We start from the raw sequence: 17,687 nt of genomic DNA, 5'->3' as shown, positions 1-17,687 counted from the left end.
CGCCAGGCGCCGCCGTTCATTCGTGGCGGAGCGCCTCGATCGGGTTGAGCTGCGCCGCGCGGCGGGCCGGAAAGTAGCCGAACACCATGCCAATCATTGCCGAGAAGGCAAACGCGAGCAGGATGATCGTCGGGCTTGCGACGAAGGGCACGCCGAGGAAGCTCACGACGCCATAGGCAAGCGCAAGGCCGGCAATGATGCCGCTGACGCCGCCGAAGATCGACAGCATCACCGCCTCGACGAGGAACTGGGTCAGCACCTGCCGCTCGAGGGCACCGATCGCCAGCCGAATGCCGATCTCGCGGGTGCGCTCGGTGACCGACACCAGCATGATGTTCATGATGCCGATGCCGCCGACCAGCAGGCTGACGGCAGCGACGGCGCCGAGAAGGCCGGTCAGCAGCACCGTCGTGCCGGTCATCGCCGCGGCGATCTGCGACATGTCGTTGACCGAGAAATCGTCCTCGCGGCCGATGGCGATCCTGCGCCGTTCGCGCAGCAGGCTTTCGACGTCCGACTGGACCTTGGTGGTCGCCACGCCGTCCTGCGCCGACAGGATGATGCTGCTGATCGTCGTCGTGCCGCCGATCCGCCGCTGGTGGAGCTTCAAGGGCATGATGACCGTGTCGTCCTGATCGTCGCCCATGCCGGACTGGCCCTTGACGGCAAGCACGCCGACGACCGGGCAGGCGACATTGCTGACGCGGATACTCTGCCCGACCGGGTTGGCCGCGCCAAACAGTTCCTTGCGCACCGTCTCCCCGATCATGCAGGCAGCCTGGCCGCCGCGGTCCTCGTTGGCAAGGAACGATCGGCCGAGCGACAGATCCCAGTCCTGGGCGATCAGGTAGTCGTTGGTGGTGCCGATCACGCTCGAGGAATGGTTGGCGCCGCCCGCAATCACGGTCGCCGTGCCGCGGTTCAGCGGCGCCACGGCGCGAAGCCCGGTCACCTGTTGCTGGATCGCCAGGACATCCTTGTCGCTGAAGCGCTTGGCCTCGCTGCTGGCGCGTCCCGGCCCCCACTGGCCGGGGCGGACGAAAAGCGTGTTGGTGCCGAGGCGGGAAAGCTCGGCCTGCACCTTTGCCGTCGTGCCATTGCCGACGGTCACCATGGCGATGACGGCCGCGACCCCGATCACCACGCCGAGCACGGTCAGGAAGGAGCGCAGCATGTTGCGGCTGATTGCACGCCAGGCCAGTTTCGCCGTCTCAAAGAACATGGGTATGCTCCTTCACCTGCGCCTGATCGGAGGCGAGATGGCCATCGACGAACCGCAGGAGCCGCTTGCCATAGGCTGCGATATCCTCCTCATGGGTGACCATGATGATGGTAATGCCGTTGTCGCGATTGAGCCGGGTGATCAGTTCCATGATCTCGGCGCTGGTCCTGGTGTCGAGATTGCCGGTCGGTTCGTCGGCGAGCAGCACGGCGGGATCGGTGACGATGGCGCGCGCGATCGCCACGCGCTGCTGCTGGCCTCCGGAAAGTTCCTGGGTCGTATGGCCTTCGCGGCCCTTGAGGCCCACCTGTTCCAGCGCGGTCATTGCCCGGCTGCGCCGCTCGCGGTGATCCATGCCCCGATAGACGAGCGGCAGTTCGACATTTTCCACGGCGGATGTGCGGGCGAGAAGGTTGAATCCCTGGAACACGAATCCGAGCATGTGACGCCGCAGCAGCGTCAGTTGCGCGCGGTCGAAGCCGCTCGTCGGAATGCCCTGGAACAGATATTCGCCGGATGAAGGGACGTCGAGCCCGCCGATGATGTTCATCGCCGTGGATTTTCCCGAGCCGGACGGACCCATGATCGATACGAACTCTCCCGCCGCAATCGACAGGTCGATGTGATCGAGAGCACGGATCGTCGCTTCGCCGTGCCCGTAGAATTTCGAGACCTGCCTGAAGGCGATGATGGGAGGGAGCGTCATCAAAACCCTCCTCAGTTCGCCCGGGCGACGGCGTCCGTGATCAGCAGATCGCCTTGTCTGACCTCGCCGGATTTCAGCACCGTGAACTTCCCGTCCGTCGGACCGGTTTCGACCTGAACCCGTGTCGGCACCCCGGCGCGCAGGACCCAGACGGCACGGCCAGCACTCGAGGCATTGTCGCTCCCCCGATTGCCGCGCGGACGCGGCGGTGTGAAAAGCCGGGTGAGGAAATTGCCGCGGCTGCGCGCGGTCGTCGGCGGCGAATAGCGCAGCGCCGCATTCGGCACGAGGAGCGCATCGGTGACCGATTGCACGGTGATGTCGGCTGTTGCCGTCATGCCGGGACGCAGCAGCAGATCGGCGTTGTCGACCGTCAGGATCGCCTTGTAGGTGACGACGTTGGAGACGGTTTCGGATGCAAAGCGCACCGCCTGGATGGTGGCCGGAAAATTACGATCGGGATAGGCATCGACCGAGAATTTCGCCGTCTGGCCTTCCTGGACATGGCCGACATCCGCCTCGTCTACGGCGACCTGCAGTTCCATGCGCTTCAGGTCGCCGGCGATGGTGAAGAGCACCGGCGCATTCAGCGAAGAGGCGACGGTCGCGCCCGGGTCCACGTCGCGGGTCAGCACGATGCCGTCGATCGGCGACACGATCTTGAGCTTCGAAAGGTTGAGCTCCGACAGCCGCAGATTGGCTTCGGCGGAAAGAACGGAGGCCTCGTTGACGGCTTTGGTGGCAAGTGCCGAATCATAAGTGAATTTCGCCGCATCCAGTTCCTGCTGGGTCGAAATGCGGTTGCTGACGAGGCCGGTCAGGCGGTCGAGCGAATTCTTGGCCGAGGCCGCTTCCGCTTCGGCCTTCAGCACGTTGGCCCTTGCCGAAGCCAACTGGGCGCGGGCGCTCTGAACGTCCGCTTCCTGCTTGTTGGTGTCGAGTTCGGCGAGCACATCGCCCTGTTTGACCGCGCTGTTATAGCTGACATTGACCTTGCGGACGGTGCCGGACAGTTCGCTCGATATATCCACCTGATCCGTCGGCTGGACCGACCCGGTCGCCGTGACGATGACCGAGAGGCCTCCGTTCTTCGCCGGCTGGGTGGTGTAGTCGTAGCGCGGGCCGTTGCTGCCGAAATAGCTGTAGGCGCCTGCCGCCGCAGTTACGAGAACGATCAGGACCGTCGGCCAGACCCAGCGGCGCTTCTTGCGCTGGTTTCCCGAAGCGGCCAGGATCGCGGCGAGATCGGGCGTGCCGCTGGTCTTTGTTGCCGGGTCGGATGTGTTCTGCACGTTCAACGGTTCGTCCTTTGCTGGGGTGCGATACAGCCGGGGCTAAATCTCCCGCCGCGCCGTCATGCGGCGCAATCCGTCGGAAGCGTGGTCGCCAGACGGAATTCGTCTTCTCTCTCAATGGCATAAAACCGGAAGCGGTAAAACTTAAATATCGGTAACCTGCGGCACGTCTGAATACCCGCCGTTTCACCATGCCTTAGGAACCGAGTGATAGTAATAAAGCATGCAATGACGGGTAGAGGCGTAGTGTTGTGATTAAGAAATTCTCGGCGTTGGCTGGCATTTACGCAGTTATTCTGACGCCCGCCCACGCCGCAAACGATCTTGTGTTCACCCTGATCAATAAAACCAAGGGCACACTTGAGGCGCTTTTATACCTCGCCGGAAGGCGTGGATAACTGGGAAGAAGACGTTTCGGCGATGACGTACTGGAGCCGGGCCAGAGCATCAAGATCACCATCCGCGATGGCCGCCGTTCCTGCAAATACGACATGCGCTTCGAATTCTCGGAGGATTCCAAGACATGGAAGATACGCAGGACTTCTGCAAAATGGGCACCTATACCCTGTACCAATAGTTCCGGTCGTTCTCCGCGGGGGAGTTTGTGAATAGCCCCCATTTTCGAAGAGAATGCATCGATATCTTCATTCATGCGTTGTCGAAACGCAGAAAAGGAGATTTCCCATGATCGATGCTGCAAGAATCAAGGAACACGCCGAAGTCATCGGCGCGGATGGCGTCCATGTTGGAACGGTCGATCGCGTCGAAGGCAGCCGCATCAAGCTGACCAGAAAGGACAGCGGTGAGGGCGGCCATCGCGGCCACCATCACTTCATTCCGCTGGAGCTGGTCGCCGATATCGAAGGTGACAGAGTTCGCCTGTCGGCAGACGGCGATGTCGCCGTGACATTCGAAGAGGAGCAGGGCGGCAAGGCCGTTCACTAATCGGGTACAATGAAAAAGGGCCGGCGCCTGGAAAGAGACGCCGGCCGTTCGTATTTCAGATCCCGCGCGATCACTGCGTCGAACCAGGAACGCCGAACCGTTCCGGCAGGAAGGCGGTCTCCGCCGGAGGGCCGCCGAGGCGATCCGATTTCGCGGTGGCGGTCGGTCCGGCGGGATGCATTAGAAGGGCGACGACAAGGCCGCCCGCAATGGCGGATCCCAAGGCAATCAGGACATTCTGGGCGCTCATGGCGACAGCTCCTCCATAGCCTGACAACACCCGGAAAACCGGAAAGTTCCGGCCGGAACCGGAGCCTTGAGATCAATGTGGCGCGACGGCCGATCAGGCCTTTTCCCGGGCCGTCTTGAGGGCGGTGGCCCACCAGGAAAGGTCGTCCAGCATCGTCTTCACGCCGGGTTCCAGATGGGTGAGTTCCGAGAGCGCCTTGCCCTGCTGCCAGACTGCGAAGAAGTCGGCGCCCTGGATGTGCACGCCCGGGCGGGTCGGAGCCATCTGGAGCTCGACCGCGATCGTGCGGAAGTGTTCGACCGCACGGGCGCCGCCGACGCTGCCGTACCCGACGGCTGCCGCCGGCTTGCGGTTCCATTCCGGATAGGAATAGTCGAGCGCATTCTTGAGCGCTGCCGTGATCGAGCGGTTGTACTCGGCGATCACGAAGATATAGCCGTCGAATTCGGCAACCTTCTTCTGCCAGCGCTGGCCGACTTCGTTTTCCGTGGGAACCCAGGCGTTCGATGCCCTTTCGTTGAAGAAAGGCAACGGGAAGTCGCGCAGATCGACGATCTCGAATTCCATGTCGTCGCGCTTGGACGCCGTATCATAGATCCAATGTGCCGGCTTGTCGCCGAACCGCGCGTCACGTGTGCTGCTGATGATGATCGCAATCTTTGGCTTGGCCATGAAAACCTCTCGTGTTTGGAAAATGGATTGGGGCGGGACCGCAGGAATATGGCGATGAGGCCGGAGCGGTCAAGCCGATCCGAGGAGCACGCGGAAAAGATCAACCGCTTCACGCGAGCGGGTCAGTTCTGGGAAGAGAGCTCCATGGGAGAGGCTAGGATATCGCCACCGCCAAGCGACTGGTCGGCATATTTGAATGCCAGGATGCTGAGCACCGAAACGATCATGACCACGAATATAATGCGCATAAAGACGCTCCTTCGGCCGGGCAAACGCCTTGTGCCGATGAAGGTTCCGGTGGCGGTTTCATCAGAAGGTGCAGGCCCTGGAGGACGTGGTGGACAAACCGATCGCCCATTCATCGGTGCTTGCTCGGGCGAGGGCGAGATTTGCGGAACTCGTTGCCGCGCTGGAGGACGCACGGAACATGGGCGGGGCAAAGCGATCGCCGCCCGGCTCACACCGGGCGGCGCCGAGAAGATAAGGCGAGGCCGAGGTTCAGCCGATCGAGAAGGGGACCGCGACGAAGGTTTGGTTCTCGCCACGTTGGATCAGGAACAGGACGGACTTGCGCCCTGATTTGCCGGCTTCCGCGACCGCCGCCTTGGCCTGCCGGGCAGACTTCACGGACTGCTGGTTGATCGAGAGGATGATATCCCCAGGCTGCAGGCCGGCATCGGCAGCCGGCTTGTCGGGAGCGACGCTTTCGATCACCACGCCGTTTTCCCGGCGCGGCAGGTTGAGGGCTTGGCGGATATCCGGCGAGATGTCCGCAAGGCCGATACCGATGGTTGGAACGCGCTGCGCACCCTGCGTGGACTTGTCGCCATTGTCGGCCGAAGCCTGCTGCTGGTCGGGCTCGTTGCCGCCGACCGTGATGCTCAGGTTGCGGCTTTGACCCTGGCGCCAGACGGTCAGGCCTTCCTTGGCGCCGGGTTTGAGGTCGGCGACCATGCGCGACAGGTCGCGTGGAGATTTGATCGCCTGGCCGCCGAGCGCGGTGATGACGTCGCCGGTCTGGATACCGGCCTTGGCAGCCGGCGTGTCGTCGTTGACATTGGCAACCAGCGCGCCTTCAGGCTTGTCGAGGCCTATGGCGCCTGCCACATCCGCCGTCACCGGCTGGATCTGTACTCCGATGAAGCCATGCTCGATCGTGCCGTCCTTCATCAGCTTGGCGACGACTTTTTGAGCCTGGTCGGACGGGATGGCAAAGCCCACGCCGACGCTGCCGCCGTTCGGGGAATAGATCGCCGTGTTGATGCCGACGACCTTGCCTTCGAGATCGACCAGCGGACCGCCCGAATTGCCGTGATTGATCGGCGCGTCGATCTGGATGAAATCGTCATAGGGACCGCTATGGAGATCGCGGCCTCGGGCCGAAACGATGCCGGCGGTGACGGTCGTGCCGATGCCGAACGGATTGCCGATCGCCAGAATCTGGTCGCCGGCATTGAGCTTGTCGGAATCGCCCCAGGCGATGGTTGCCAAGGGCTTCGGCGCGTTGATCTTGATGACGGCGAGATCGGATTTCGGATCGGCTCCAACGAGCTTGGCAGGGACTTCCGTCCCTTCGTCAAGGGTCACCTTGATATCGATCGCGTTGTCGATCACGTGGTTGTTGGTGACGATGTAGCCGTCGGCCGTGACGACAAAGCCGGAGCCGAGGGCTTCGGTTCTGGGGGCCTGGCGCTGCTGCGGCATATGGCGCGGCATGGGAATGCCCTGCTGGCCGAAGAACTGCCGGAACTGCTCGTCGAACGGCGAATTGTCGTCGAGGGGCGAGCTGTCGTCCGAGGCGACGTTCTGAGCCTTCATCGTGGTTGTGATGGTGACGACGGCCGGCTTGTCGGCTGAAACGATCGGCGCGAACGAACCACCCGGTGCGACGATGCCCGAAACGGAACCGGTGACGGACGTTGCCGTGGTTGCGGCATGCGCCGCGTTGGTGCCGAGAATGACCGGCACGGAGAGCGGGACCGCGACGATGGCGGCGCCAAGAAGTGCCGCGATCCGATGTCTGCGAAGGATATTGGACATGGAGGTCTTCCTTTCAAATCTGCGGCCCTGACGCCGGGAGACGGCGCATTGGGCGAAGAGGATCGGGGCCGCGCGAGGGAGCACGGCCGGTCGATGGGGTTCTAGAGATTTACGAAGCTGAAAAGCCGGCGTTTGGGGAAACCGTTGCTTCAGGAACCGGTTCGCCGGGAGGCAGGAAGCGGCTTGAACGCCTGACTATCGAAGTCGGTTGCCGGGCGGTCCGGTGAGGTGCATGACCGGGCAGGGCGCCGGCGGCACCGGGGATTGCTGATTTATTGGGGCAAGCGAGCGCATATCTGGGCTCCACCTTCTGCGAACGGTTCTGAAACTGGCTCTGCCGCCGCGGCACTGCCGACCGTCGGCATCATTCAGTCCTGAAGACAGCAATACGCCCCGAAACGCCGAAGGTCAGCTTAACAATAAATAAGGTTTGGAGGACCTCATCTGCCGAATTTTCGGCCAAATCCTAGCCCCCACGGATGTTCACCATCTCGCGAAATTGAGATATCTCAATGGCTTGAGGCCGCCACCCGGCTTTTCACCTGTCCGCATTTTGCCGCTGCAAACGTGACTTGGCTGTAATGAACGGCGTTCGCCCCGAAGATGAGCAAATTGTAATGGATACGGGAGGCTTTTGGCGATGCGATTTCGCGTGCCGGATCTAAGAATGGACGGCCGACGTGATCTCGTGGCAGCGACGTGACGTCAATCGGTCGCCCGACCCCGTTCTAAAGCTAACGGCAGTCGCGTCCGGATCGGCTTTTGACAGATGGGCGGGATTTCGTCCACCCACATTGTGACGAAGCCGACCCACCGAGCCTGCCCGCCACGGCGAACAAGGCAGCGGTGCGAAGCGGATCGCTATCGGGCCTCTGGTCCGGTACGAGGCGCCAGGAGCGCATGCACCGGGCAATCCGGTCTTTCTCATCCATCAGGCAGAGCTCGTACCCGTCGTCGTCCAGGAAAAATGCTATGCAGATCTGTGGTCCGTCTTCCTGCGGAAGGCAGAACTCGTCGAACGGTTCATCCTCGAAGTCGTCTGCGACCGCCGGAGATGAGAAAGTCCCGGCTGCCGCAAACAGAAGGAGGGTAGCGAGACGCTGCATTCCGCGGCTCGCGGCACGTAGGGATCGCATGGTCTCTCCCACCGCATCACCGCTCGAAGAAACGGGTATGGCTGTTGCCGCGCGGGCCGGTGCGGGTGACGGAGCAGGACTGTTCCGCCCGGCTGCAATTGCGCACCCTCGAAGCGGTGTTTCCGCGGGGACCGACGACTTCGCGGGTCGCCGTGCATTCGCCGCCGGCGCAGGTGCGGTTATGGGTGGCCGTGCCGCCATAGATGCCTGTCGTCGAGCGTGTGGCGGTGCAGGCGCCGTTTGCGCATTCCACCGTCCGGTCGAAGGAATTGACGCGTGGCGCGACGACCGGCGGGTGGTAACGCCAGGCCGAGTACCACGGATAGCGCACATAGTAGCGATCCCAATAGGCGCGATTGTAGCCGACGACCACGACGCCGATACGGGGAGCAAGCGCCGGCGTCAGCACCACGGGCGCGCCGCGATAGACGACTTGGATATAGCTTGCCGAAACCCAGCCGCGCGTGGTGCCGAGCCCGATGTCGCACCAGCTGTAGCCGTCAAGGCAGCCGTAGGTGATGATGCGGGCGCCGGCCGGCACGACGGTGACGACCGGATAGGCGGTCGAGGGGCCGGCCCTCAGATTGACGTTGCCCGTGGCGATCGCTGCCGTGGCGGCGGCGGCGGCCGAGGTCATGCCGGCAAGCATAGCGAGCGTGAGAAGCAGTTTCCTGAACATCGGATTTGTCCTTTCGATGGTGAGAGCTCAGTGCTGCATCACGTCGTTCAATGCCGTGCGGCAGGGCGGAGAGAGCTTTTGCGCATTGTCTCTGAGGCAGGCGGCGATGCGGCCTTCGCCGCGCTCGACGCCGTCGCAATAGGTTTTCAGGTCGGTGCGGCAGGCGCGGGCGACCTTGATCGCCTGCTGCCGCATTTCGGGCGAGACCTGCATCTGGGCCGAGGCTGTGCCGGCAAGCGCCGCGAGGAAGAGGGCAAGCAGGCTTGGGGCAACGAGGAGTTTGCGGATCATGGCGATAGTCCTTCGGTTCTCGTGGTGGTGTTGTCGTGTGTCGGAAGACTGTCATTCGCAGGTCTTTCGATTGGCCGCGGGGCGGGACTGACTGGTCCGAACAGTACCCGGAGCTTGGCGGCCGGGCCGGTTGCACGGCAGAAATCCCGCCAGAGGATGGCCCACTCGCCAAGCGCGATCCGCCCCGGATTGAGCGAGGTCGAGCGGCCGCGCAGACCGTAGCGCAAAGGCTCGGTCTTCGGCGCCTCGGCAAAAGTGCCGAACAGCCTGTCGAAGACGATCAGGATACCGCCGAAGTTCTTGTCGAGGCAGCCGGCATTGGAGGCGTGATGCACCTGATGGTGCGCCGGCGTGTTCAGCACCCATTCGAGCGGGCCGAGACGCGGCGAAAGCTCCGTATGGATAAAGAACTGATAGGCGAGGTTGAGACCGAGCATGGCAACGATGCCGAACGGATGGAAGCCCGCCCACGCAAGCGGCAGAAAGAACAGGAAATGGCCGGAGATATTGCTGGTCCAGCCGAGCCGGATCGCCGCCGTCAGGTTGAGTTTGGTCGGCGAGTGATGCACCGCATGGGTTGCCCAGAGCCAGCGGATGTGATGCGAGGCTCGGTGATGCCAATAGTAGACGAACTCCACGGCCACGAAGAGCGCCAGCAGCGCGGCCGCGGAGGTGATGTCGATGTCGAACAGGCGGTGCCGATAGGCGAGCATGAAGGGTATGGCGACGAGGGTGGCTTCGAGGGGACGCACCAGGCCATGGATCACCGCGACGCCGAAGGACGCGGCCGATTCCTTGAGGTTATGGGTGTCGTGCCGCGCCAGCCTGCCGATCAGGTATTCGAGCAGCATGAAGGAGACCGCGACGATGAGGAAACCGACACGCAGCGATGGTTCGACGGAACTCTGGAACATGGGAGGGCCTCGTGAAAAGGATTGCCCGGCGGCCCGTGCTGGGGGCGGGAAGCCGCCGGGCGCCGCGCATCAGGTCAGTAGCGATGAAAGCTGCCTGAGCGGGTAACCGTATTGCCGCGGGGGCCGGTCGTGGTCCGGGAGCCGGAGCAATAACCGCCGTCACAGGACACAGAGCCGTTGCGCGACATGCTGTATCCGTTCGGCCCGGTGCGATTGATGCTGCGCGAGCACGAGCCGCCGGCGCAGCCGCCATTCGCATGGACGGATGCCGTGCCGCGCGGACCACTGATCGAGCCGTCGCGGGTCCAGGCATTCGCCTGACCGACCGAAAGCAGAGCGAAAGTGCAGGCAAGCAGGCCGGCCGTCAGTGTCTTGGTCATCGTTTCATCCTCGTTTCGAAGTGGATCGCCGCGTTGACGAAAGCAGGGGATCGATCGTCGACATGGGTGAGGATGGCGGCGCGATGTATGCCGGTTATGTCGCGCCGGTTTCGATTTGTAGGTCTTTGTCGCCGATTTGTAGCGTTTTGTATCAACGGCCCGCCGGCGCTTGATTTCGGCAAATTGCTTGTTCATGGTCGCGCCATGGACCGATCCATGCCCACCATTCTGATCGTCGATGACGATGCCGACATAAGGCAGCTCGTCGGCGATCTGCTGTCGCGCGAAGGTTTTGCCATCGAAACGGCCGAGGATGCGCGTGCGATGGACGAGGTGCTTCGGCGGCGCGAGCCGGACCTGATGATTCTCGACCTGATGATGCCCGGCGAGGACGGGCTTTCCGTCTGCCGGCGCATCCGCGCGACGCGGCCGTTGCCGATCCTGATGCTGACGGCGAAAAGCGACGAGACCGACCGGGTCGTCGGCCTCGAACTCGGCGCCGACGATTATCTCGTCAAGCCGTTCGGCCCACGCGAACTTTTGGCGCGAGTGCGGGCACTGTTGCGCCGTGCTGCGCCGCAGGTATTCCAGCCGCCGAGCCGGCGTTATGCCTTCGATCGCTTCATCGCCGATCTCGATGCACGTCAACTGGAGACCACGCTCGAAGGCGTCGTTTCGCTGACGAGCGGAGAATTCGAACTCCTCTCCTGTTTCGTGCTGAGGCCGCGCCGGGTTCTCTCCCGCGACCAGATCCTCGACTGGACCCATGGCCGCACCGCCGATTCCTTCGACCGCACGGTCGACCTTCTCGTCTCGCGGCTGCGCAAGAAGCTGGAGGCGGCAAGCCCAGGCAGCAACCTGATCAGCACGGTGCGCAACGGCGGCTATTTGCTGACGGTGCCGGTGCGGCAGGTGACGTGATGTTTCGCCTGAGCCTTTCCAGGCGGCTCGTGGCGATCGGAGGAGCGGGTTTCCTGGCGCTGTGGATTGCGCTGATTTCGTTCTACTATCTTGCAAACGGCCTTAGCCGCACCGCCTCCAACCCACCGCCCGGCCAGATCGCCGCGATCGTCACGCTCCTGAAGGCCGAACCCTCCGTTCGTTGGCCGGCGCTGATCGACGCGGTGAGCTCGCCTATCCTCGATCTGAGCGTTGTCGGGATTGATTTGGCCCCCGAAAACACCCTCGATCTGTGGGAAGATCCGGAATACCGGATCTATCGGGAGGTTCTCGGCGACGACCTGTTGTCGATCCGCCTTCTGGTTCCGGAGCGCAGGTTCCGGCGGCCGCGCCTCTTGCAAGGTGTGCTCAACCCCGTCCAGTTCCGGGTCCGCCTTGCGCCGGATCGGGTTCTGGTGATGGAAACCCGCACGCCGTTCATCGTCTCCTGGTTCGGCCTGCCGGCGGGGCTCGGCGCCGGGCTGATTGGCACGTTGTTCGGCGTTGCGGCGCTGATCGTCTTCCATCGGGAAATCCGCCCGCTGACCCGGCTCGCAGCCGCTGTCGACCGGATCGACCCAGTCGGCGCGCCGGTTGCCCTGCCGAAGCTGAAAGGCGCGGCGCCCGAAACCCAGGCGCTGCTGAAAGCCTTCGACCGGCTGCAGACGCGCCTGCATGCCATCGTCCGCGCCAGGCTGGCGCTGATCGGCGGCATCCAGCATGACGTGCGCACGTTCGCAACCCGGTTGAGACTTCGTGTCGAGCACATCCCGAACGTCAGGGAGCGAGAGAAGGCGGCGACCGACATCGACGACATGATCGAGCTTCTCGACAATGCGCTGCTGGCCGGCCGCGCCGGTGTCGGTGCGCTCGACGAGGAACTTCTGGACCTTGTGCCGCTTCTCGAAGCGGAGGTCACAGACCGCCGCGCGGCCGGTGCGCGTATAACCTTGGCCGCCCTGCCGCCCGAGACGGCACTGGTGATCGGCGACCGGCTGGCGCTCAGGCGGGTTTTCGCCAACCTCATCGACAACGCGCTCAAATATGGCGGTGCAGCGCATCTGGCGCTCGCGATCGAAGCCGAGTGGTTGCGGGTAACGGTTGATGACGAGGGGCCGGGCATTTCCGCCGATCGGCGCGAGATCCTGATGGAACCTTTCGTGCGCCTCGAGACCTCCCGAGCCCGCAAGACCGGTGGCGCCGGCCTCGGCCTCGCGGTCGCCCGAAATCTGGCGGAAGCCCACGGGGGGACGCTGGAAATCGACGATGCGCCGTCCGGTGGCGCGAGGCTGATCGTCCAGCTTCGCCTATTTTGCAGCCAATGATGTTGCCGCCGTTCAGGACGGGCATCATGGCCTTTTCCGGTTGGACTTTATCATTCTCCCAAAAGACCAAGGGGGCTTTTCAGCGCGCCGGGTGGGCGAGCGCTTCCCGCGCATCCTCGGCGGCGTCACGCGGTCGATGATCGACAACGCCCGCCGTCCAATTTTCCTGGCGAGAAAATTTTCTTGAAAGGCTGGAGTTACCGAGGCTGCAATGCTTCGGTGGCTGGGACGCTCTTGGTTATTATAGGAATGACGTGGCTTGCCAGTGGCTTTAGGGGCTCGGCTATGAGTGAGGTCGCGGACGTCCGGACGCATGGCGGCGCGGCGTTATATCCGGCCACGAAGCTCGCCGCCGGACAGGCGCGCGATCTTACGGATACCTCTACGGCTTGTTCGCGAACATGACGTGGAAATCCGGTTTCGTCCGAGGGACGTGGTATCCTCGACGGCACTCTGACTCCAGAAAAGGGTCAGGAAATCTTCGGAATCCAGGACTCCGCTGATATGCCAGGCTTTGTTGCTGCCTGGACTGCCTAGGTTGGCAAGCGGTCAACACGACCAAAAAGCCTGAGATTCGCTCGTTGCTGGGTCCCTTAAACAGCCTGCGGATAATGTACGGTTTTCAGACTGCTGACCCTTAGGGGTACAAATCAACGGCATATAACGTCTCAGGAGACTGTCATAAATTACTGATTTTATTAGATATATTTGTGGTGAGAGCGCAGGGATTCGAACCCTGGACCTACTGATTAAAAGTCAGTTGCTCTACCGACTGAGCTACGCTCTCCCGCGGGCCGCGGGTAAGCGCGTCCTTGAAAGTGCGCGGAACATAGGCAGGTGCCCCCTTGCGGTCAACCCGCAAAAACAGCAAAAATGCGGCTATCTGACGCTTTTCCGCCGCGGTGCGAAAAGGTGATTGGCTTTCGCCGCGTTCGGCCATTACTTCAAGCGCAAGGACGCGGGCTCCCGAAAGCCCGCCATTCGGAGCCACACGTGTCGATTGCCGAAATATCCCTGCTGAGTGCGCTTCTTGCCGGCGCATTGTCGTTTCTCTCTCCCTGCGTGCTGCCGCTCGTGCCGCCCTATCTCTGTTATATGGCCGGCATTTCGGTCGAGCAGTTCCGCGGTGGCGGAGGTGTCGCGGTGATCGATTCGCGAGGCGGAACACGGCGGGCGGTACTCAAGTCGGCGCTGTTCTTCACGCTAGGGTTCGCCACAGTTTTCGTGGCGCTCGGGGCCGGCGCCTCGACGATCGGCGTTTTGCTGCGTCAGCATCTCGATCTCCTGTCGAAGCTCGGCGGCCTGATCATCATCGTCATGGGCCTGAATTTTCTGGGTGTTTTCAGGATAGGCCTTCTCGCCCGCGAGGCGCGCTTCCAGGGCGGCGGCCAGCCGGCGACGCTCTCCGGCGCCTATGTCATGGGACTTGCCTTCGCTTTCGGCTGGACACCCTGCATCGGCCCGGTGCTCGGCGCCATCCTCGGCGTTGCCGCATCCCGCGATACGGTCGGCGAGGGGGCGGCGCTGCTCGCCATCTATTCATTGGGCCTGGCCGTGCCGTTCTGGATCGCCGCCGGCTTCTCCGGTGCCTTCATGCGGTTCCTCACCCGCTTCCGCCGCCATCTCGGCATGGTCGAGAAGGTCATGGGGGTCTTCCTGATCCTGACCGGGCTCGCTTTCATCTTCGGTTTCGTCACTTCGGCCGCAATCTGGTTCCAGCAGACCTTTCCAATCCTGATGCAAATCGGCTAACGGAAAAGCGTCTTCCAATACGGCCCGGTCATTCGGGCAGGGAACCGATGGCCGATATCATTGCATTGCTGCTGCCCTTCTTCGGCCTGATCTTCATCGGTTATCTCGCCGCGAAGGTGACGAGGCAGCCGGCTGAAGCGCTCGGCTGGATGAATACCTTCATCATCTACGCGGCCCTGCCGGCGCTCTTCTTCAAGCTCGTTTCCCGCACTCCGGTCGAGCAGTTGACCCGGGCCGACTTCATCTTCGGCGAGATCGGGGCGACCTACCTGGTCTTCTTCGTTCTCTTCCTGATCGGCTTCTTCTTGCGTCGCAATTCGTTTGCAGATTGCACCATCCAGTCGTTTGCCGGCGCTTACGGCAATATCGGCTATATGGGGCCGGGCCTGGCGCTGCTGGCTTTCGGTGAGGCGGCAGCGGTGCCGGTCGCGCTGATCGTCTGTTTCGAGAACGCCGCGCATTTCATCGTCGCGCCTGCGATGATGGCGGTGGCCGGCGGCGACAGACGTCCGGCCAGCCATGTGGTCGCCGATATCGTCCGCAAAGTCGTACTGCACCCGTTCATCATCTCGACGGCGCTCGGATTCTGCTTCGCGGCATTTGCCGTGCAGCCGCCCGCTGCCTTCCAGCGGCTCATCGACTATCTCGCCCAGGCGGCGGCTCCTTGCGCGCTGTTTGCCATGGGGGTGACGCTGGCGCTCCGGCCGATCAAGCGCGTGCCGGTGGAGATCAGCTATATCGCGGTCTCCAAGCTGATCGTGCTGCCGATGACGACCTATGCGGTCCTGTCGCTGATCGGCAATTTCGATCCCGTGTGGATCTATTCTGCGACTTTGCTTTCGGCGCTGCCGACGGCGACCAACGTTTTTGTCATCAGCCAGCAATACGGCGTCTGGCAGGAGAGGGCGTCGGCGAGCATCCTGATTATTACGGCCGCATCGGTGGCAACACTGCCGGTGCTGCTTTACCTCATCAATTCCGGTACCTTACCGCCGGATCTCTTTCCGTAAGGCGTCGACGACGGCGCGCAGCCCCCGGCCGGGCTCGATGCCTTCCCGCATCAGCAGGTTTCGCAGCGGCGGCGCGTTGGTGAGGATGTGCAGGCCCGCCGCGCGCAGCATCTGGACGGGCAGGAAATCCGACAGCAGCGAACGGTTGAGGAGATCGACGCCGACCGTGCGGCTGACGATGTCTGGGCCGCGGCGCCGGTTGAAGCGGTCGCCGGCATCGGCCGGGATCGGCCGGTCGCCGGCTGCGGCGAGCAGGTCCGAAAGCGCGATGATGTCGCGCAGCGACAGGTTGAGGCCCTGTGCTCCGATCGGCGGAAAGGCATGCGCGGCCTCGCCGATCAGCGCCAGCCGACCCTTGCCGAACCGCTCCGCCATCAGGCTGGAGAGTGGCCATGCCTGTGCCTTGCCCTCGACCTTCACCTTGCCGAGCATCGATTGCATGCGGTCTTCGACCAGCCGCGACAAGTCCTCGGTTGGAAGCTCGACGAGACGGCGGGCTTCATCCGGCTTCACCACCCAGACGAGGCTGGAGCGCAGGCCGGGCAGGGGAACCTGGGTGAACGGTCCGCTTTCCGTATGGACTTCGGTCGAGACATTGCCGTGCGGCAGGGTATGGGTGAAGTTCAATACCACCGCTGACTGGGGATAGGACCAGCGGCGCACGCCGATGCCGGCCGTTTCCCGCGCTTTCGACTGACGCCCGTCCGCACCCACGACGAAATCGGCGCTGGCAATCGTGCCGTCCGACAGTGTGAGCATCACTCTCTCGGCCGAGAAATCGAAGGTCTCGACGGTTTGGGCGACGTTGGTAATATTGCGTTCTGCTGCCACCGCCGCATCCAGCGTTTCCGACAGCGCCCGGTTCGGTATGTTGTAGCCGAAGGCGTAGAGGCCGACATCCTGCGCCCGGAACTGTGCCGTCGGCGCGCGCAAGAGCCGCTTGGTGCCGTCGACGATCTGCATGACCGAAAGCGGCGCGGCGGAAGGCGCTATCTCCTCCCAGACGCCAAGTCGTTCAAGAAAGCGAATGGAGTGGTCCATCAGTGCGGTCGTACGCTCGTCGGTTTTCGCGGAGGAGGGCGCGATCATCGCCACCTTGCGGCCGGCACGCGCGAGCGCCAGTGCGGCAACCGATCCGGCCAGTCCCCCGCCCACCACGGCGATCTCGAAATGCTGCATGTCCGTCGTCCTGCTCTTTCAAAATGTACTCTCGATTATCTAGAGCTTCGCGGCGGGCATATCCATGGGGCACGGCTGCGCAGCATGGAAAAAGCAACGCTCCATGTCTTGTGGCGGGGCCAAGCCGGTTGCAATGCGCGGTGATTGGCCGCATACCTCGCCGGATGAGGGAAAGGCGGGACTGACGCGTGATTAGACGAATCTTCAATTACAGAAAAGTTCCGTATGCCGAAATTCGCGCCTTCTCGGTTCACCTCCTGACGGCATCCGGTTCGTTCCTTGCTTTTCTCGGGGTCGTCGCGGCAGCCGAGCATCGCTTTGTCGACATGTTCTGGTGGCTGGGGCTGGCCCTCCTCGTCGATGGCATCGACGGACCGATCGCCCGCAAGGTGCGGGTCAAGGAAGTCCTGCCCAACTGGTCCGGCGATACGCTCGACAACATCATCGATTACGTGACCTACGTGCTGTTGCCGGCGTTTGCGCTTTACCAGAGCGGTATGATCGGCGAGCCCTGGTCCTTCGTGGCAGCGGGCGCGATCGTCGTTTCGAGCGCGGTTTATTATGCCGACACGGGCATGAAGACGGACGAGTACTTTTTCTCCGGCTTTCCGGTGGTCTGGAACATGGTCGTGTTCACGTTATTCGTCATCGATGCGAGCGCCACGGCGGCCCTGGTCGTTGTCTCTGTCTCGGTCGTCTTGACCTTCCTGCCGATCAACTTCCTGCATCCCGTCCGCGTCAAGCGGCTCCGTCCGCTCAATCTGGCCGTCTGCCTCATCTGGTGCGCACTCGGCGGCTACTCGCTGCTCCTGCATTTCGAGACACCCGACTGGATCGTCTACGGTGTCGTATTGAGCGGCATCTATCTCTATTGCATCGGCGGTGTTCTGCAGCTTTTCCCCAGTCTTGGAAAATAGTTGGGCGTTCCGCAAACCCCCTTTTTTAATGTTGT

Annotated in this window: 18 protein-coding genes, 1 tRNA gene and 1 pseudogene; 7 read left to right on the top strand and 13 right to left on the bottom strand. The window is 62.8% G+C overall.

Annotated elements, in window-relative coordinates; all coding sequences use genetic code 11:
- Nucleotides 1-16 precede the first annotated feature (16 nt).
- The 3 genes from ABCW43_RS01115 to ABCW43_RS01105 are packed head-to-tail and all read right to left on the bottom strand — an operon-like array spanning nt 17 to nt 3,226.
- Nucleotides 17-1,222 (bottom strand): ABC transporter permease, encoded by a 1,206-nt coding sequence (locus ABCW43_RS01115; RefSeq protein WP_345921749.1) that lies wholly within the window; start codon nt 1,220-1,222, stop codon nt 17-19.
- Nucleotides 1,212-1,928, bottom strand: coding sequence for an ABC transporter ATP-binding protein (locus ABCW43_RS01110; protein ID WP_345921748.1), 717 nt, complete (start codon nt 1,926-1,928; stop codon nt 1,212-1,214). Before ABCW43_RS01110 ends, ABCW43_RS01115 begins: the two co-directional genes overlap by 11 nt.
- A gap of 11 nt (nt 1,929-1,939) precedes the next feature.
- Nucleotides 1,940-3,226 carry an efflux RND transporter periplasmic adaptor subunit gene (locus ABCW43_RS01105; protein ID WP_345921747.1) on the bottom strand — a complete coding sequence of 429 codons (1,287 nt, stop codon included), beginning with the start codon at nt 3,224-3,226 and terminating at the stop codon, nt 1,940-1,942.
- Between the two features lie 248 nt (nt 3,227-3,474).
- Between ABCW43_RS01105 and ABCW43_RS01100 the strand changes: the two are divergent.
- Both ABCW43_RS01100 and ABCW43_RS01095 read left to right on the top strand, forming a co-directional pair.
- Nucleotides 3,475-3,800, top strand: a pseudogene (locus tag ABCW43_RS01100) (hypothetical protein).
- A 107-nt stretch (nt 3,801-3,907) separates the two neighbouring features.
- Entirely contained in the window at nt 3,908-4,168 is a 261-nt protein-coding gene (locus ABCW43_RS01095; protein ID WP_345921746.1) for a DUF2171 domain-containing protein, read from the top strand.
- Nucleotides 4,169-4,238: 70 nt separating this feature from the next.
- Here ABCW43_RS01095 and ABCW43_RS01090 read toward each other — a convergent pair whose 3' ends face one another.
- The 8 genes from ABCW43_RS01090 to ABCW43_RS01055 all read right to left on the bottom strand — a co-directional run bounded on the left by ABCW43_RS01090 (nt 4,239) and on the right by ABCW43_RS01055 (nt 10,530).
- Nucleotides 4,239-4,418, bottom strand: a complete 180-nt coding sequence (locus ABCW43_RS01090; protein WP_345921745.1) for a hypothetical protein — start codon at nt 4,416-4,418, stop codon at nt 4,239-4,241.
- Between the two features lie 93 nt (nt 4,419-4,511).
- The gene (locus tag ABCW43_RS01085; protein ID WP_345921744.1) at nt 4,512-5,090 is read right to left on the bottom strand and encodes an NADPH-dependent FMN reductase; all 579 of its coding nucleotides are present in this window, start codon (nt 5,088-5,090) and stop codon (nt 4,512-4,514) included.
- A 122-nt stretch (nt 5,091-5,212) separates the two neighbouring features.
- Nucleotides 5,213-5,338, bottom strand: a complete 126-nt coding sequence (locus ABCW43_RS01080; protein WP_281068601.1) for a hypothetical protein — start codon at nt 5,336-5,338, stop codon at nt 5,213-5,215.
- A gap of 250 nt (nt 5,339-5,588) precedes the next feature.
- Complete coding sequence (locus ABCW43_RS01075; RefSeq protein ID WP_345921743.1) at nt 5,589-7,130, bottom strand: DegQ family serine endoprotease; 1,542 nt, start codon at nt 7,128-7,130, stop codon at nt 5,589-5,591.
- A gap of 1,152 nt (nt 7,131-8,282) precedes the next feature.
- Nucleotides 8,283-8,945 carry an SH3 domain-containing protein gene (locus ABCW43_RS01070; RefSeq protein ID WP_345921742.1) on the bottom strand — a complete coding sequence of 221 codons (663 nt, stop codon included), beginning with the start codon at nt 8,943-8,945 and terminating at the stop codon, nt 8,283-8,285.
- A 27-nt stretch (nt 8,946-8,972) separates the two neighbouring features.
- Nucleotides 8,973-9,236 carry a cysteine rich repeat-containing protein gene (locus ABCW43_RS01065; RefSeq protein WP_345921741.1) on the bottom strand — a complete coding sequence of 88 codons (264 nt, stop codon included), beginning with the start codon at nt 9,234-9,236 and terminating at the stop codon, nt 8,973-8,975.
- On the bottom strand, nt 9,233-10,150 hold the full coding sequence (locus ABCW43_RS01060) for a sterol desaturase family protein (RefSeq protein WP_345921740.1): 918 nt from the start codon (nt 10,148-10,150) through the stop codon (nt 9,233-9,235). Before ABCW43_RS01060 ends, ABCW43_RS01065 begins: the two co-directional genes overlap by 4 nt.
- Nucleotides 10,151-10,224: 74 nt before the next feature.
- Nucleotides 10,225-10,530, bottom strand: coding sequence for a hypothetical protein (locus tag ABCW43_RS01055; RefSeq protein WP_345921739.1), 306 nt, complete (start codon nt 10,528-10,530; stop codon nt 10,225-10,227).
- A gap of 216 nt (nt 10,531-10,746) precedes the next feature.
- Here ABCW43_RS01055 and ABCW43_RS01050 point away from each other — a divergent pair, with 216 nt between their 5' ends.
- Complete coding sequence (locus tag ABCW43_RS01050) at nt 10,747-11,451, top strand: response regulator (protein ID WP_345921738.1); 705 nt, start codon at nt 10,747-10,749, stop codon at nt 11,449-11,451.
- Complete coding sequence (locus ABCW43_RS01045) at nt 11,451-12,794, top strand: sensor histidine kinase (protein WP_345921737.1); 1,344 nt, start codon at nt 11,451-11,453, stop codon at nt 12,792-12,794. Before ABCW43_RS01050 ends, ABCW43_RS01045 begins: the two co-directional genes overlap by 1 nt.
- A 711-nt stretch (nt 12,795-13,505) precedes the next feature.
- Here the strand turns inward: ABCW43_RS01045 and ABCW43_RS01040 are convergent.
- Nucleotides 13,506-13,581, bottom strand: a tRNA-Lys gene (locus tag ABCW43_RS01040).
- A gap of 206 nt (nt 13,582-13,787) precedes the next feature.
- Between ABCW43_RS01040 and ABCW43_RS01035 the strand changes: the two genes are divergently transcribed.
- Both ABCW43_RS01035 and ABCW43_RS01030 read left to right on the top strand, forming a co-directional pair.
- Nucleotides 13,788-14,546, top strand: coding sequence for a cytochrome c biogenesis CcdA family protein (locus ABCW43_RS01035; RefSeq protein ID WP_345921736.1), 759 nt, complete (start codon nt 13,788-13,790; stop codon nt 14,544-14,546).
- A 47-nt stretch (nt 14,547-14,593) separates the two neighbouring features.
- Entirely contained in the window at nt 14,594-15,556 is a 963-nt protein-coding gene (locus ABCW43_RS01030) for an AEC family transporter (RefSeq protein WP_345921735.1), read from the top strand.
- Here the strand turns inward: ABCW43_RS01030 and ABCW43_RS01025 are convergent.
- Complete coding sequence (locus ABCW43_RS01025) at nt 15,533-16,735, bottom strand: UbiH/UbiF family hydroxylase (protein ID WP_345921734.1); 1,203 nt, start codon at nt 16,733-16,735, stop codon at nt 15,533-15,535. The genes ABCW43_RS01030 and ABCW43_RS01025 overlap by 24 nt on opposite strands.
- A 188-nt stretch (nt 16,736-16,923) precedes the next feature.
- Here ABCW43_RS01025 and pcsA point away from each other — a divergent pair, with 188 nt between their 5' ends.
- Nucleotides 16,924-17,652 (top strand): phosphatidylcholine synthase, encoded by a 729-nt coding sequence (gene pcsA, locus ABCW43_RS01020; protein ID WP_345921733.1) that lies wholly within the window; start codon nt 16,924-16,926, stop codon nt 17,650-17,652.
- The last annotated feature ends 35 nt before the right edge of the window (nt 17,653-17,687 follow it).

It is taken from the genome of Neorhizobium tunisiense (assembly GCF_039631515.1).
Lineage (GTDB): Bacteria > Pseudomonadota > Alphaproteobacteria > Rhizobiales > Rhizobiaceae > Neorhizobium.
The sequence above is the reverse complement of the archived record's forward strand: the minus strand, read 5'-3'. Positions and strand labels throughout refer to the sequence as shown.